This window comes from Nocardia sp. NPDC050713 (assembly GCF_040654315.1).
GTDB lineage: Bacteria > Actinomycetota > Actinomycetes > Mycobacteriales > Mycobacteriaceae > Nocardia.
Map to the genome: position 1 here is coordinate 51,057 of NZ_JBFAHS010000004.1, position 12,635 is coordinate 63,691.

The window sequence follows — 12,635 nt, forward strand, 5'->3', positions numbered from 1 at the left end:
CCGGACGCAATCCGTCGACAGCCGCGCACGGCGGAGGTGCGCCGAAACAGCACCGCCGGACCGAGTCCGTGACGAGCCCGCGCATGGCCGGAGCGAAGGCGGGAGTCCACCGAAACAGCACCGACGGACGCAGTCCGTCCTCAGCCCGCGCACGGCCGGAGCGGAGGTATGCCCTACCCGGCGCGCGTCGGCCGCCGGGTCGCCACCCACGCCACGATCGCCATCAGCACCAGCAGAACCGCGCCCGCGGTCGTCGCGACGTGCATGCCGTCGACGAACGAGGCGGCCGCGCTGTGCACCAGTTCCTCGTCGGCGCCCGCGTGCTGGATTGTCTCGCCCAGCGTCGAGTCGTAGTCGCCGCCGGAACGGAAGACCAGCGCCGCGAGCGAGCCGAGCAGCGCGAGGCCGAGCGCGTTGCCGAGTTCGAAGCTCGTCTCCGAGATGCCGACCGCCGAGCCCGCCCGCTCCGGCGGCACCGACGACACGGCGACATCGGAGACCAGGGTGAACGCCAGGCCGTAACCGACACCCGCGATGGTCGAGCCCACCAGGTACCAGCCGACACCGCCGTCCACACCGACACCAAGCAACATCAGGTTGCCCAGCGCGGAGGCGAGCAGTGCGAGCACGAAGGTGGCTCGGACGCCGATCCGCTGTCCGACGCGCGCGCCGCCCATCGAGCAGATGAACACCGCGACCGCCATCGGGATGCCGAGCATGGCGGCGGCGAGCGGGTCGCGGCCGGTGACCGACTGCAGGTAGACGCTGGTCAGATAGCTCAGCGCCGCCAGCGACATCATGCCCACCAGACTGGAGCCGATGGCGACGGAGAACTGCGCACGCCGGAAGAGCCGCAGGTCGAGCAGCGGTTCGGCGAGTATGCGCTGTCTGCGCACGAAGACGATCAGCACCGCGACGCCGACCAATCCGATGACGATGCCCGCCGCGTCGATGCCTTCCGAGGCAGCGTGCTTGACGGCGTAGACCACCGGCAGGATGCCGCCGATGGACAGCGCGACGCTCGGCAGATCCAGCGGGCCGAGCGCTCCCGAGCGGTGCTCGGGCAACAGGAACGGCCCGAACGCCAGCAGGACCAGCAGCACCGGAAGGTTGATGAGAAAGACCGCGCCCCACCAGAAGTGGTGTAGCAGCAGTCCGCCGATGATCGGGCCGACCGCGGAGCCGCCCGCGAAGAACGCCGTCCACACGCCGATCGCGGCGGCCCGCTCGCGCGCGTCGGGGAAGAGACTCGAGATCAGTGCGAGGCTGGACGGCAGCAGCGTCGCGCCGCCGATGCCCATCAGCGCCCTCGCCGCGATCAGCACGCCCGCGGTGGGCGCGAAAGCCGCGAGCACCGAGGCGATGCCGAACACGGTGGCGCCGATCAGCAGGATGTTGCGCCGTCCGATCCGGTCGCCGAGATTGCCCATGGTGATCAGCAGGCCTGCGATGAGGAAGCCGTAGATGTCGAGAATCCACAACTGCTGCGCCGCGGACGGGTCGAGGTCGACGGTGAGCGTGGGCATGGCCAGGAACAGCACCGAGATGTCCATCGACACCAGCAGCACCGGCAGCAGCAGCACCGCGAGCCCGAGCCAGGCGCGCCGTGAGCCGACAGCGACGGACGACCCGTGCGCAGGCCGCACTGTCTCCAGGTCTGTCATCCCGATTTCCTCTCCCGTGTCGCGTACGCCGTACGCATGAGTCCGGGTACAGTGTACGCATCCTGGCCCGGAGCCGAAAGCGAGTCATGGGATGACCGAGCCGAAGCTGAACCGCGTCGCCATCGTCGACACCGCGATCGCCCTCGCGGACGACGAGGGACTCGACGCGGTGTCCATGCGCCGCATCGCCGATCGAATGGGCGTCGGCGCGATGTCGCTGTACCGCCACGTCGCCAACAAGGACGAACTCATCGCGGCGATGACCGACGAAGTCACCCGCCGCCACCCTTATCCGTCGACCGAAGGGCAGGGTTGGACTTGGCGCGACCGCGTCCACATCGCAGCCGAGATCGACTGGGAGCTCTACCAGCGCCACCCCTGGGTCATCCTGACCTTCGCGATGCCCCGCTACAGCTTCGGCCCGCACAGCATGGCCTGCCTCGCCTGGCTGGTCGAGGGCTTCCGTGAGCTGGACGTCACTCCGCGCGAGGCCATGCAGATGGCGTTCTCGGTGTGGAACTACATCTCGGGCGCGACCCTGCCGCAGGTCAGTTCGGCGCTGATGACTCGAAAGGGCATCGAGACCGACGGCGACAACGGGCTGCGCGCGCTGCTGGAGGGCACGCCGAACGGACCGGTCCCCGCCGCCCTCGCCGAGCTGCAAGGCGCGGGTGTCAGCGATCTCACCTCCGAGGACCTGTTGTTCTCCGGTCTCGACGCGCTGTGCGACGGATTCGCCGCGCGGGTCCGGCACCGCACGGCTTGACCCCAACCTCGCTCGAGGTTGCAGGGTGAGCACCATGCACGCGATCCGACTGCACGCCTTCGGGCCCGCCGAGAATCTCCGCTACGACACCCTCCCCGATCCCGAACCGGGGCCCGGCCAGGTCCGCATCGCGGTCGCCGCGGCCGGGGTACACGTCGTCGACACCGCGCTGCGCCGCGGTATGCCGGGACCCTATCCGGCACCGGAGTTGCCGACCGTGCCCGGCCGGGAGGTCGCGGGCACGGTCGATCGGGTCGGCGCGGGCGTCGACCCGGACTGGCTCGGGAAGCCGGTGGTCGCGCATCTCGGTTCGGCGCCCGGCGGGTATGCCGAGCTCACGGTCGTGGACGTGGCTCGCCTGCACCGGATTCCGGAGAATCTTGGCCCCGCCGAGGCGGTCGCGATGATCGGCACCGGGCGGACCACGATGGGCATCCTGCAGTTCGCCGACGTCGGTCCGGACAGCGTCGCGGTGGTGACCGCGGCCGCGGGCGGCATCGGAACCCTGCTGGTGCAATATCTGAAAGCGGTGGGCGCCACCGTGGTCGGGCTCGCGGGCGGTCCGCAGAAGGCAACTCGGGTGACCGGCAACGGCGCCGACATCGCCGTCGACTACCTGCTACCGGACTGGCCCGAACGGGTGCGCACCCAGCTCGGCGACCGTGCCGCGGCCCTCGTCTTCGACGCCGTCGGCGGCGAAACCGCAAGGGCCGCCGTCGATCTCCTCGCCAAGGGCGGCAGCCACCTGGTCTACGGTTTCGCCGGAAAAGGACCGAACGACGGCACGGCACTGACCTTCACCGAAGACGAGCTGGCCGAGCGGGGCATCACCTCGCAGGTCGTGCTCGGGCCGCCGATGCTGCGGCGAGTCGGCGGCGACATCCGCGTCCTCGAGGACCGTGCCATGGCGGAGGCGGCCGCCGGGCGCCTGCGCCCCGCGCTGCACCGCTTCGACCTCGCAGACGCGGCGGGCGCACACCGCGCCATCGAAACCCGCGCCACCATGGGCAAAGTCGTGCTCATCCCCTGACCAGTGGCTGGCCTCAGCGGGCCAATCCGACCACGTTCGACAGTGGCCCGCCTCGGTGATCACCGGCCCGCCGCAGACCGCTGATTTCAGGGTTCGAACAGGAGGTACCACGCGCGTGGTACCGGCACGGTAGGATCGAGGGGTGGCCTACGAGTGGTGGTACGGCATTGTCACGGTTCTGGCGTTGGCCGGGATCGAGCGCCACGAGGTGATCGAGGTGCTCTATGCCGATCGTCGTTGGCCGCGACGTGGCGTCGATCCGGTTACCGGGTTGACGGCGCTGACGATCTGGGGGCGCACCGACGACGGGCGACCGCTGATCGTCACCCTGCGGGCGTCGGACGGCTTCGATCATCAGATCGTCGCCGCCCAGCCGATGACCTCGAATCAACTCCAGGAATTCAGCAAGTGGGAGAAGACGCGATGAGCAGCACCGAATGGCCCGACACCCCCGAGGAGATGGCCGCTCTCGCCGCACGTCTGGAGTACACCGACGAACCGGTCGAGCTGCCCCCGACGCCCGGCCCCGAAGGCATCATGGTGTCGCGGTCCCTGAAGATGCCGATCGACCTCGACGCCCGGATCAAGGCCGCGGCCGCCGATCGCGGCATCACCCAATCCATGCTGATGCGCCAACTCCTGGAGACCGGGCTGGCCGCCATCGAACACGACCACCCGATCTCGCTCACGGACGCGATCCGCGCCCTGGCCGGGCTGCCGAAATCCGCCTGAATCCTCGGCCAGCACCGGCGGCGCTGCCTGTTGTCCCGTGCCTTCCAGGTTGCCGATCGACAGGCAGTCAGCTGCTCAGGCGCCGGAAGCGGTGGACGGACAACGGCAGGAAGATCGCGATCAGCACCAGCGGCCACACGACGGCCATGAGGATCGCGTGCTCGGCGATCCAGGTGTGGTCGTTTCCGGTGGGATTGCCGAACAGTTCGCGCGCGGCGGTCGTAGTGGAAGACAGTGGATTCCATGCGGCGATGGCGCCGAGCCACGCGGGCATGGTGGCGATCGCGACGAACGGGTTGGCGAGGAAGCCGATCGGGAATTCGAGGGTGCGCACGGCGGTGACGGCTTCCGGATTGCCGTAGCACAGCAATCCGAGATAGACGCCGATCCACAGGAACGCGAACCGCAGCAGCAACAGCAGTCCGACGGCCGCGGCGGCGTCGGCGAGCCCGTTGCGCGGATGCCACCCGATGGCCAGCCCGCAGCCGAGCAGCACGGCAAGCGCGACCGTGGACTCGAGCATGTCGGCACACGCGCGGCCGAGCACCACGGCCGACGACGACACGGGCATGGAACGGAATCGGTCGGTGATGCCGCGTGCGGCGTCCGACCCGACCGCGACCATGGTGGCGCCGATGCCGAAAACCATGGTCATGGCGAACATGCCCGGTAGCAGGAATTCGCGGTAGCTGCCGCCGCCGGGGACGGTCATGGCGCCGCCGAGCAGATACCCGAACATGAGCACGATCATGATCGGGAACACCAGGGCGTTGGTCACGACAGCGCCCGGCTTGCGCCGCCAGTGCGCGAGGTCGCGGCGGGCGATCGTGCCGGCGTCGGCCAGCACCCACCCCAGTGCGCGGAGCCGGGAAGGCTTGACAGACGGGGTGATTCGCGCGGTGGAGATGGTCATGCTCGGGACTCCTCGGTGGTCAGGTGCAGGAAGACTTCGTCGAGGGTGGGACGGCGAACGGCGAGGTCCTCGACCGGAATGCGCGCGTCCCGGAGGGCTTGGGCGATATCGGTGAGCCCGGCGACGGCGTCGTCGACCGGGGCGCTGACGCGGCGGGCGTCGGGGTCGACCGTCGGCGCGGTGCGCAACCGCGTCCGCAGCAAATCGACCGCCGCGCCCAGATCGCTGGTGTCCCGTGTGACGACATCGATCCGGTCGCCACCCAGCTGGGACTTCAGCTCTCGCGGACTTCCGGTCGCGATGACGCGCCCGCGGTTCACCACCGAGATCCGCGCCGCGAGTTGGTCGGCCTCTTCCAGATATTGCGTCGTCAGCAAGACGGTCGTCCCGGCGGCGACCAGACCGCGGACCGCTTCCCACACCTGGTTGCGGTTGTGCGGGTCCAGACCGGTGGTCGGCTCGTCCAGGAAGAGCACCGTGGGCGCGACGAGGAACCCCACGGCCAGATCGAGTCGCCGCCGCATTCCGCCGGAGTACCGCTCGACCGGCTTGTCACCGGCGTCGGCCAAGCCGAACCACTCCAGCAACTCCGCGGCGCGATCGCGGGCGCGGGCGGCGCCGAGATGATAGAGGCGGCCGAACATTTCGAGGTTCTGCCGCCCCGACAACACCTCCTCCACCGCCGCCTGTTGACCGACCAGCCCGATACGGTGTCGCGCTCGCGCCGCGTCCCCCACGACGTCGAGCCCGGCCACCCGCACCGCCCCGGAGTCCGGCCGCGTGAGGGTGGTCATGATCCGCACCGCGGTCGTCTTGCCCGCACCGTTCGGCCCGAGCAGCCCGTAGACCATCCCTTGCGGCACCGCCAGATCGAACCTGTCCAACGCCGCGGTGCCGCCGTAACGCTTGCGCACCTGGTCGCAGACGATCGCGTCGCCCATCTTCGACTCCAAACTCTCTACGCAGTAAGTAATTAGAGATTAGGATACGTTGTAGAGAATTCGCAAGGGTCGAAGTGTCGGGTCGCGGACCGTCGGAGATGATGTGGGCATGGACTACAGCGGAAGTGGCGATCCCCAGCGCACGATCGAGCTGCTGTGGGGACTGCCGCCGCGGCCGAAGCGTGGCCCGAAACCCAAGCTGACCGTCGACGACATCGCGGAGACGGCGATCCGGCTCGCCGACTCGGACGGGCTCGCCGCGGTCACCCTGCGCCGCGTGGCCGAGGAGCTCGGTGTCACCGCGATGTCGCTGTACGGATACGTCCCGAGCAAGGCCGAACTGCTGGATCTGATCGCGGACCGTGTCTACCGCGACTATCCGATGCCCGACGACGCGCCGTCCGGTTGGCGAGCGCGGCTCGAGGGGATCGCTCGCGCGAATCGGACTATGTACCTGACGCATTCGTGGCTGCTGCAGATCGCCGCGAGCAGGCCCATCCCCGGACCCAACTTGACCGCCAAGTACGACTACGAACTGCGCGCGGTCGACGATCTCGGCCTGTCCGACACCGAGATGGACCTCGTCGTCACCCTGGTCAACGACTACGTGCGCGGCGCGGCCCGCACCGCCGTCGACGCCGCCCGCGCCGAAGCCGAGACCGGCCGCACCGACCAGCAGTGGTGGGACGCCTACCAGCCCGCGCTCGCGGACGTCATCGATCCGGCCCGGTTTCCCACCGCCGTTCGCGTGGGCGGCGCCGCGGGCGCCGAATACGGCGCCGCATACGATCCCGACCGCGCCTTCGAATTCGGGCTGCACCGCTTGCTCGACGGCCTGGGACAGTTCGTCGACGCCCGGTGAACCACCCTGTGGGCAGCCGAAATTCGGTGGAGCCGTTGCCCTCGCTCGGCCTAATGTCGGCGGAATGAAGGACAACGCGGCACTGCTCAACGTCGTCGATGTCGAGGCGACGTGCTGGTCGGGCCGCGCTCCGGCGGGCGCGGTGAGCGAGATCATCGAGATCGGCCTGACCGTGGTCGATCTCGCGGCGCGCGAACGAATCGGCAAGCACCGCATCCTGGTTCGGCCCGAGCGCTCGTCGGTCAGCGAATTCTGCACCGAACTGACCGGACTGACCCAGGACGAGGTGGACACCGGCGTCTCGTTCGCCGAGGCCTGTCGAATCCTCGCCGCCGAGCACGATGCCGGAGCCCGCGCCTGGGCGAGCTGGGGCGATTACGACCGCAAGCAATTCGCCAGCCAGTGCGCCATGACCGGTGTCGCGTATCCCTTCGGGCAACGGCACGCCAACGCGAAGCTGGTGTTCTCGGAGGCCTACGAACTCCAGCGTCGCCAGGGCATGGCGGAGGCCCTGCGAATCGCGGGTCTGCCCTTGGAGGGTCGCCACCACCGAGGCGAGGACGACGCGTGGAACATCGCCGCGCTGGTGCTCGACATGGTCGAGCGCGACGCGTGGCGCCTCACCTCGACGACCTACTGACCGCCTGAGACGACGCTGTCGGACGGCAATCCGTCACCAGACCGCGCATGATCTCTGGTCACAGGCCCTCCCGGGACCGCGGCGCGACACCGCTCGATCGTACGGCCCGGACGTCTCAGAAGCGTTGGCGCCGACCGTCATCGATGGTGGCGGGTGAAGAACTGCGCGATGGTGGCGGTCGCGTTCAGGGCCGGGCTGGGCGGGTCGGCGCCCAGGAGGCGTTCGCGCATCGGGGTGGGGTCGGCTCCCGGCCACTGGTGGCCGGCGCCGTCGATGGTGATCAAGGCGACTTCCCGGCCGGTGGGGCAGGTGGCGCGGGAGGTGCTGACCGGGCCCGCGGTGGTCGTCTCCGGATCGGGGCATCCGTTGTGGCGGCGCCATTCGATGTGCAGGTCGGGCACGGGTGGTCCGTCGATGACGGTGCTGGTGTTGTCGCCGGGGCCGCCGTCGTAGCGCACGGCCTCGTCGGCGGTGCCGTGGATGTGCAGTACCGAAATCGGTGCGGGAGTGGGACACTCGGCGAGCTGTGTCGCGGCTACCGGGGCGACGGCGGCGAAGAGCGCGGTGCGGCAGGCGAGGGTGTAGGCCATGATTCCGCCGTTGCTCATGCCGGTGAGATACACCCGGAAGGGATCGATTCCGTGGTCGTTGATGATAGCGGCGACCATCGCGGAGACGAACGCGACGTCGTCGACGGATCGGCGCTCAGCGGGCCCGCAGCAGTCGCCGCCTTCGGTGTTCCATGCGCGTGCCAGGCCGTCGGGGTAGGCGACCACGAAACCGTCGGAGTCCGCTTGTTCGTTCCAGCCATAGGCGCGTTCGGCCTGCGCGCCGGAACCGTATCCGCCGTGCAGGACGACCACCAGCGCAGCGCCGGCGCGCGCACCGGCGGGCCGGTAGACGCGGTAGTCGCGCGAGATTCCCCCGCTTTCCAGCGAGTGCTCGGTCGATCCGGTGGGCTGGGCGGCCGCGTCGCCGGGGCGGGCGGTGCAACCTGCGGCGGTGAGCAGGAGTGCTGCGGCGGTGAGGACGGCCAGCAGCGGTCGAGTCGGAGACATACGCGATTATAGACAAGGGTCTTGTCTATTTGTCGAGGGGCAGAGTGGCCTGCCAGAGTGCTGGTTATGACCATCCGCTCGCACCGCACCGTTCCCGGTCTGGTCCAAGCCCTGGCCGAGGCGAACACCCGTACCTTGCGGGGGGTGTTCGCCGACGAGGGTCTGGACGGGTTGCGTCCTGCGCACGTGCTGGTATTGGCCAGGCTTCTCGGTGGCGGTCGGCGTGCAGTGGATTTGGCCACGGACATCGGGGTGTCCCCCCAGGCGGTCGCGCAAGTCGCGGTGACGCTCGAGCGCGCCGGGTATGTGTCGCGCGTGAGCGACCCCGCCGACGCCCGCGCCAAGCTGCTGTGCCTCACCGACCGCGGCCGGTACGCGCTGCGGGTGACGCGAGCCGCAGGCGAACAGGTCGAACAGCGATGGGGCCAGGCACTCGGCGAAGACGACCTGGACCGTCTGCGCCGCCTGCTGATCGCCGTGCTCGATCTCGAAAGCGGCGAACAGACCTAGGCTCTGTCTAGTCGTTCACGACCGCGTAGGCGAAACCGTCCCAACCCTTCGCGCCGACCGTTTGCAGCACCGTCGCGTCCAAACGCGGTTCGGCAGCGAGCATTTCGACCAGCTCGCGGCTCGCCCGCACCGCCGGATCCTCCGACGCGCCGTCCGCCACCGCTCCCCCGCGCACCACGTTGTCGACGATGATCGTCGAACCGGGCCGGGTCAACCGCAGTGCCCAGCGCACGTAGTTCGAGTTGTTCACCTTGTCGGCGTCGATGAACACCAGATCGAACGGCTCGGGCGCCTCGGCCTCGAGCACCGGCAGGCTTTCCAGCGCCGCGCCCACCCGAATGTCCACCCGATCGCCGACGCCCGCCTTGTCGACGTTCGCGCGCGCCACCTCCGCGTGTCGCGGGTCGAATTCGAGCGTGATCACGCGGCCCGCCTTCCCCACCGCGCGCGCCAGCCAGATCGTGCTGAATCCGCCCAGCGTGCCGATCTCGAGCACCCGGCGCGCCCCGGTCGAGCGGGCGAGCAGCGAGAGGAACTTCCCTTGCGCCGCCGACACATCGATGGCGGGCAACCCGGCCTCGGCGTTCGCCGCCAACGCCGCTTCGGTCTCCGGATCTCGCACCAGATTGTCCACGAGGTAGGTGTCCACGTCGGCCCAGCCAGAAGTCGTCATCCCTGCAGTCTGCCACCGGAACTTGCCGAAAACCGGTCTCGCCTGGTCCGCGCCGCAGTAGTCTCGGCCACAAACAGAGACCAGCGCGTCTCACTTTCAACCTACGACCACCCGGAGTGCCACACCGCCATGACGACCGTCCGGAACCGCTCCCGCGCCATCGCCGCCGCGGGCCTGCTCACCCTGTTCGCGGCGACCATGCACGCCCCGGCATCGGCCACCCCCGCCGACGGCGGCGCCGAATATGTGGCGCTCGGCGATTCCGGCGCGGCGACCACGGGCGTGCAACGGTTCGACACGAGTGCCCCACCGCAGTGCGCGCGCTCCACCGCGAACACCCCCAAGCTGGTCGCCGCCGATCTCGGTCTGCGGCTCGACGACCGCACGTGCAGCTCGGCCCGGATCCCGCACCTGACCACCAGCCAAGGACCCGGCATCGCACCGCAATTCGACGGACTCGGCCCGAACACCCGGCTGGTCACCGTGCACATCGGCGCGAACGACACCGAGATGACCAGGTTCGTGGTCGCCTGTCACCTGGCCGGGCTGCGCGGCGGCACGTGCGCCGACCCGGCGTGGGATTCCGCGATCGACGCCATCTCCGGCGCGTACTCCGCCGCACTGCAACGTATTACGGCGCTCGCCCCGAAGGCGAAGGTGTTCGTGGACGGTTGGCCGCTCTACGTCCGCGACGGCGGCTGCCCCGAACTGGTCGGCCTGCGGCCCCAGGACGCGGCCACCGTGCAGCGTGCCTTCGACCGCCTGAACTCCGTAGTCGCCAGCGCGGCAGCGGAATACGGGGCAACCTATATCGACACCCGCACCCCGGCCGAGGGTCACGACATGTGCGCGCCGGAGGGCGTCCGCTGGTTCGATCCGCTGGTGGCCACCGAGACCCTGGTGCCGTACCACCCGACGCTCACGGGCATGCGCGGCGTCGCCGACGTCATCGTGGCGGCGGTGCGCGCATCGGGATTCGCTGGCTGAGAACGGTTTCCGGCTACACCCCGGCCTCGGCCAGCTCGTTCTCGATGTCCACGACCGCCGCGACGACCTGCGTCAGGTTGCGCACCAGCGCCCCCAAGCCGATCAAGGAGCTCGCCATCTTCATCAGCATTCGGGAGACGGTCATGGTGGCGGTGGAGATCCCGAAGACGGCACGGGCGACGAGCGCCGGGGACGCCGTTCCGGCGCTCGCGATGAGGATGGCGGCGATAGAACTTCGCGAGAGTGATGCCCTTGGCGATATCGTCGGCGATCTCGAAGGCAGGTGACGACCCACCGACTATGACGCGGCCAGGGCACTTTCGGTTCCGTCCGAAAGCCGCGGCGGGCTCACTCCAGCCAGGACTTGCGGCGGTAGTACATGTCGTCCTCGTCCGGCTCGTCCGGCGTGACGGTCCGGTCCCGGTCGGGCTTGCGTGCGCCCTGCGGTGGCTGCGGCGGGGTGTAGGCAGTGGGCGGGGTGGAGACCGGCTCCGGCGGGGTCGGCGGGGCGGTGGGCGCCGGATCGGGGAAACGCTCGGTGTACTGGCCGACGATGGCCTGTCCCGCTCTGTCGTCGCCGACCACGCTGTGCACCAGATCGGTGACCTGGTCGCGCAGCCGGGCCTGGGCGCGGCGGGTGCATGCCATGAGTTCGGCCGCGACGGCGGCGGGATCCATGCCGCGGGTCGCCGCGGCGAGCGTGATGCCGGTGGTGACGCCGTTGGCGTCGACCGTCACGCTGATTCGGTTGTCCGCCGAGCTCTCCGTCACCGACAAGGCTTCCATCCGGCCGTGCAGGTCTTGGTACTTCTGCGCCGTGCGTTGCAGATTCTCCGCCCAGCGGTCCATTTCGTCGGCGGCCTGATTCGGATCGCTCAACACTCGCGTCCCCTTCCACGCAGTGACAACCATGTCGGCCCGAGCGCGAACGAGATCCGCCCCCGGGAGTTTGCTCGCAGGACCTTACCGAGGCCGCGCGGCGGGCGCGTTACGGGCCGCGATGATTTTTCGGGGCGAACGCCGTCGGTATCGGTGTACGACAACGACACGTCGAGGAGAACACCATGCAAGCATTCGCCGCGGGAGCACCCTGCTGGTTCGATGTCACGGCTCCGGACATTCCGGCCTCCGCCGAGTTCTACTCCGCCCTGTTCGGCTGGACCGCCGAGGATCAGGGCGCCGAGGCGGGCCACTACACCATCCTGCGCCAGGGCGACGCCCAGGTGGCGGGAATCGCTCCGGCCGCCGCGCCGGACGGCAGCCGCTTCCCTGCGGCCTGGACGCCGTATTTCTCGGTTTCCGACGCCGCCGCCACCGTCGCCGCGGCGCGGGACGCGGGCGCGTCCGTTTTCTGCGAACCGATGGACGTCTTCGGGCAGCTGACCTTCGCGGTCCTCGTCGATCCGGCGGGCGCTGACTACGCGATCGCCCAACTGATCACGCACCCCGGCACCCAGAACTGGGGCGCCGTCAACGGGCCGTGCTGGGTGGAGTACGCCGCGCCCGGCGTCCCCGCCGACGCCATGGCGCACTACGCGAAGGTTCTCGGTTGGAAGCACACCGACGCCGCCTGGGAGACCGCGGCCGAAAACCCCTACCAGGCACTCTCTCCCGGTTCCGGTGGACACGAGTTCGGCGGCGCCCACCACGCCCAGCCGGGTGAGCCCGCGCCCTCCTGGTCGACGACCATCCGCGTCGCCGATGTGGACGCCGTGGTCGCCCGCGCCGCGGAACTGGGCGGCAAGCTGCTCGCCGAACCGCAGGACATGCCGGGGCCCTCGCGCGTCGCCGCGCTCGCCGATCCGGCGGGCGCCGCGTTCGCGATCATGTCGTTCGGCGCCTGACACCGTCGCCGGGCG

General features: G+C 69.7%; 17 protein-coding genes. 10 read left to right on the forward strand and 7 right to left on the reverse strand.

Annotated elements, in window-relative coordinates:
- Window positions 1–173: 173 nt before the first annotated feature.
- Window positions 174–1,664 carry an MFS transporter gene (locus AB0H49_RS09270; protein ID WP_357249178.1) on the reverse strand — a complete coding sequence of 497 codons (1,491 nt, stop codon included), beginning with the start codon at window positions 1,662–1,664 and terminating at the stop codon, window positions 174–176.
- A 91-nt stretch (window positions 1,665–1,755) separates the two neighbouring features.
- Here AB0H49_RS09270 and AB0H49_RS09275 point away from each other — a divergent pair, with 91 nt between their 5' ends.
- The 4 genes from AB0H49_RS09275 to AB0H49_RS09290 all read left to right on the forward strand — a co-directional run bounded on the left by AB0H49_RS09275 (window position 1,756) and on the right by AB0H49_RS09290 (window position 4,192).
- Window positions 1,756–2,430, forward strand: a complete 675-nt coding sequence (locus tag AB0H49_RS09275; protein WP_355003643.1) for a helix-turn-helix domain-containing protein — start codon at window positions 1,756–1,758, stop codon at window positions 2,428–2,430.
- Window positions 2,431–2,464: 34 nt separating this feature from the next.
- On the forward strand, window positions 2,465–3,460 hold the full coding sequence (locus tag AB0H49_RS09280; protein ID WP_357250052.1) for a zinc-binding dehydrogenase: 996 nt from the start codon (window positions 2,465–2,467) through the stop codon (window positions 3,458–3,460).
- 142 nt (window positions 3,461–3,602) lie between these two features.
- Window positions 3,603–3,887, forward strand: a complete 285-nt coding sequence (locus AB0H49_RS09285; RefSeq protein WP_357249181.1) for a hypothetical protein — start codon at window positions 3,603–3,605, stop codon at window positions 3,885–3,887.
- Complete coding sequence (locus AB0H49_RS09290) at window positions 3,884–4,192, forward strand: CopG family transcriptional regulator (protein ID WP_355003645.1); 309 nt, start codon at window positions 3,884–3,886, stop codon at window positions 4,190–4,192. The genes AB0H49_RS09285 and AB0H49_RS09290 overlap by 4 nt, the downstream gene beginning before the upstream one ends.
- A gap of 67 nt (window positions 4,193–4,259) precedes the next feature.
- Here the strand turns inward: AB0H49_RS09290 and AB0H49_RS09295 are convergent, their stop codons facing one another.
- Together AB0H49_RS09295 and AB0H49_RS09300 are read right to left on the reverse strand one after the other, a co-directional pair.
- Entirely contained in the window at window positions 4,260–5,105 is an 846-nt protein-coding gene (locus AB0H49_RS09295; RefSeq protein WP_357249184.1) for an ABC transporter permease, read from the reverse strand.
- Window positions 5,102–6,046 (reverse strand): ATP-binding cassette domain-containing protein, encoded by a 945-nt coding sequence (locus AB0H49_RS09300; protein ID WP_357249187.1) that lies wholly within the window; start codon window positions 6,044–6,046, stop codon window positions 5,102–5,104. Before AB0H49_RS09300 ends, AB0H49_RS09295 begins: the two co-directional genes overlap by 4 nt.
- 109 nt (window positions 6,047–6,155) lie before the next feature.
- Between AB0H49_RS09300 and AB0H49_RS09305 the strand changes: the two genes are divergently transcribed.
- On the forward strand, window positions 6,156–6,908 hold the full coding sequence (locus AB0H49_RS09305) for a TetR/AcrR family transcriptional regulator (RefSeq protein ID WP_357249190.1): 753 nt from the start codon (window positions 6,156–6,158) through the stop codon (window positions 6,906–6,908).
- Window positions 6,909–6,972: 64 nt separating this feature from the next.
- Window positions 6,973–7,548, forward strand: a complete 576-nt coding sequence (locus tag AB0H49_RS09310) for a 3'-5' exonuclease (RefSeq protein WP_357249192.1) — start codon at window positions 6,973–6,975, stop codon at window positions 7,546–7,548.
- Window positions 7,549–7,685: 137 nt separating this feature from the next.
- Here AB0H49_RS09310 and AB0H49_RS09315 read toward each other — a convergent pair whose 3' ends face one another.
- Window positions 7,686–8,606, reverse strand: coding sequence for a PHB depolymerase family esterase (locus AB0H49_RS09315; protein ID WP_355003650.1), 921 nt, complete (start codon window positions 8,604–8,606; stop codon window positions 7,686–7,688).
- 66 nt (window positions 8,607–8,672) lie between these two features.
- Between AB0H49_RS09315 and AB0H49_RS09320 the strand changes: the two genes are divergently transcribed.
- Complete coding sequence (locus tag AB0H49_RS09320; protein ID WP_357249195.1) at window positions 8,673–9,116, forward strand: MarR family transcriptional regulator; 444 nt, start codon at window positions 8,673–8,675, stop codon at window positions 9,114–9,116.
- Window positions 9,117–9,123: 7 nt separating this feature from the next.
- Here AB0H49_RS09320 and AB0H49_RS09325 read toward each other — a convergent pair whose 3' ends face one another.
- On the reverse strand, window positions 9,124–9,789 hold the full coding sequence (locus AB0H49_RS09325) for an O-methyltransferase (protein ID WP_357249198.1): 666 nt from the start codon (window positions 9,787–9,789) through the stop codon (window positions 9,124–9,126).
- 129 nt (window positions 9,790–9,918) lie between these two features.
- Between AB0H49_RS09325 and AB0H49_RS09330 the strand changes: the two genes are divergently transcribed.
- Window positions 9,919–10,776 (forward strand): SGNH/GDSL hydrolase family protein, encoded by an 858-nt coding sequence (locus AB0H49_RS09330; RefSeq protein ID WP_357249201.1) that lies wholly within the window; start codon window positions 9,919–9,921, stop codon window positions 10,774–10,776.
- Window positions 10,777–10,789: 13 nt separating this feature from the next.
- Here the strand turns inward: AB0H49_RS09330 and AB0H49_RS09335 are convergent, their stop codons facing one another.
- Complete coding sequence (locus AB0H49_RS09335; protein ID WP_357249204.1) at window positions 10,790–10,921, reverse strand: hypothetical protein; 132 nt, start codon at window positions 10,919–10,921, stop codon at window positions 10,790–10,792.
- Here AB0H49_RS09335 and AB0H49_RS09340 point away from each other — a divergent pair.
- Window positions 10,920–11,063 carry a hypothetical protein gene (locus tag AB0H49_RS09340; RefSeq protein ID WP_357249207.1) on the forward strand — a complete coding sequence of 48 codons (144 nt, stop codon included), beginning with the start codon at window positions 10,920–10,922 and terminating at the stop codon, window positions 11,061–11,063. The two genes, AB0H49_RS09335 and AB0H49_RS09340, sit on opposite strands and share 2 nt — an antisense overlap.
- 61 nt (window positions 11,064–11,124) lie before the next feature.
- Here AB0H49_RS09340 and AB0H49_RS09345 read toward each other — a convergent pair whose 3' ends face one another.
- Entirely contained in the window at window positions 11,125–11,658 is a 534-nt protein-coding gene (locus AB0H49_RS09345; RefSeq protein ID WP_357249210.1) for a YbaB/EbfC family nucleoid-associated protein, read from the reverse strand.
- Between the two features lie 182 nt (window positions 11,659–11,840).
- Here AB0H49_RS09345 and AB0H49_RS09350 point away from each other — a divergent pair, with 182 nt between their 5' ends.
- Window positions 11,841–12,620 (forward strand): VOC family protein, encoded by a 780-nt coding sequence (locus AB0H49_RS09350; protein ID WP_357249213.1) that lies wholly within the window; start codon window positions 11,841–11,843, stop codon window positions 12,618–12,620.
- The last annotated feature ends 15 nt before the right edge of the window (window positions 12,621–12,635 follow it).

What these genes read in the sequence shown, in the direction of transcription:
- AB0H49_RS09270 (WP_357249178.1), bottom strand. Translation starts at nt 1,664, where the DNA reads ATGACAGACCTGGAGACAGTGCGGCCTGCGCACGGGTCGTCCGTCGCT.
- AB0H49_RS09275 (WP_355003643.1), top strand. Translation starts at nt 1,756, where the DNA reads ATGACCGAGCCGAAGCTGAACCGCGTCGCCATCGTCGACACCGCGATC.
- AB0H49_RS09280 (WP_357250052.1), top strand. Translation starts at nt 2,465, where the DNA reads ATGCACGCGATCCGACTGCACGCCTTCGGGCCCGCCGAGAATCTCCGC.
- AB0H49_RS09290 (WP_355003645.1), top strand. Translation starts at nt 3,884, where the DNA reads ATGAGCAGCACCGAATGGCCCGACACCCCCGAGGAGATGGCCGCTCTC.
- AB0H49_RS09295 (WP_357249184.1), bottom strand. Translation starts at nt 5,105, where the DNA reads ATGACCATCTCCACCGCGCGAATCACCCCGTCTGTCAAGCCTTCCCGG.
- AB0H49_RS09300 (WP_357249187.1), bottom strand. Translation starts at nt 6,046, where the DNA reads ATGGGCGACGCGATCGTCTGCGACCAGGTGCGCAAGCGTTACGGCGGC.
- AB0H49_RS09305 (WP_357249190.1), top strand. Translation starts at nt 6,156, where the DNA reads ATGGACTACAGCGGAAGTGGCGATCCCCAGCGCACGATCGAGCTGCTG.
- AB0H49_RS09310 (WP_357249192.1), top strand. Translation starts at nt 6,973, where the DNA reads ATGAAGGACAACGCGGCACTGCTCAACGTCGTCGATGTCGAGGCGACG.
- AB0H49_RS09315 (WP_355003650.1), bottom strand. Translation starts at nt 8,606, where the DNA reads ATGTCTCCGACTCGACCGCTGCTGGCCGTCCTCACCGCCGCAGCACTC.
- AB0H49_RS09320 (WP_357249195.1), top strand. Translation starts at nt 8,673, where the DNA reads ATGACCATCCGCTCGCACCGCACCGTTCCCGGTCTGGTCCAAGCCCTG.
- AB0H49_RS09325 (WP_357249198.1), bottom strand. Translation starts at nt 9,789, where the DNA reads ATGACGACTTCTGGCTGGGCCGACGTGGACACCTACCTCGTGGACAAT.
- AB0H49_RS09330 (WP_357249201.1), top strand. Translation starts at nt 9,919, where the DNA reads ATGACGACCGTCCGGAACCGCTCCCGCGCCATCGCCGCCGCGGGCCTG.
- AB0H49_RS09340 (WP_357249207.1), top strand. Translation starts at nt 10,920, where the DNA reads ATGGTGGCGGTGGAGATCCCGAAGACGGCACGGGCGACGAGCGCCGGG.
- AB0H49_RS09335 (WP_357249204.1), bottom strand. Translation starts at nt 10,921, where the DNA reads ATGACCGTCTCCCGAATGCTGATGAAGATGGCGAGCTCCTTGATCGGC.
- AB0H49_RS09350 (WP_357249213.1), top strand. Translation starts at nt 11,841, where the DNA reads ATGCAAGCATTCGCCGCGGGAGCACCCTGCTGGTTCGATGTCACGGCT.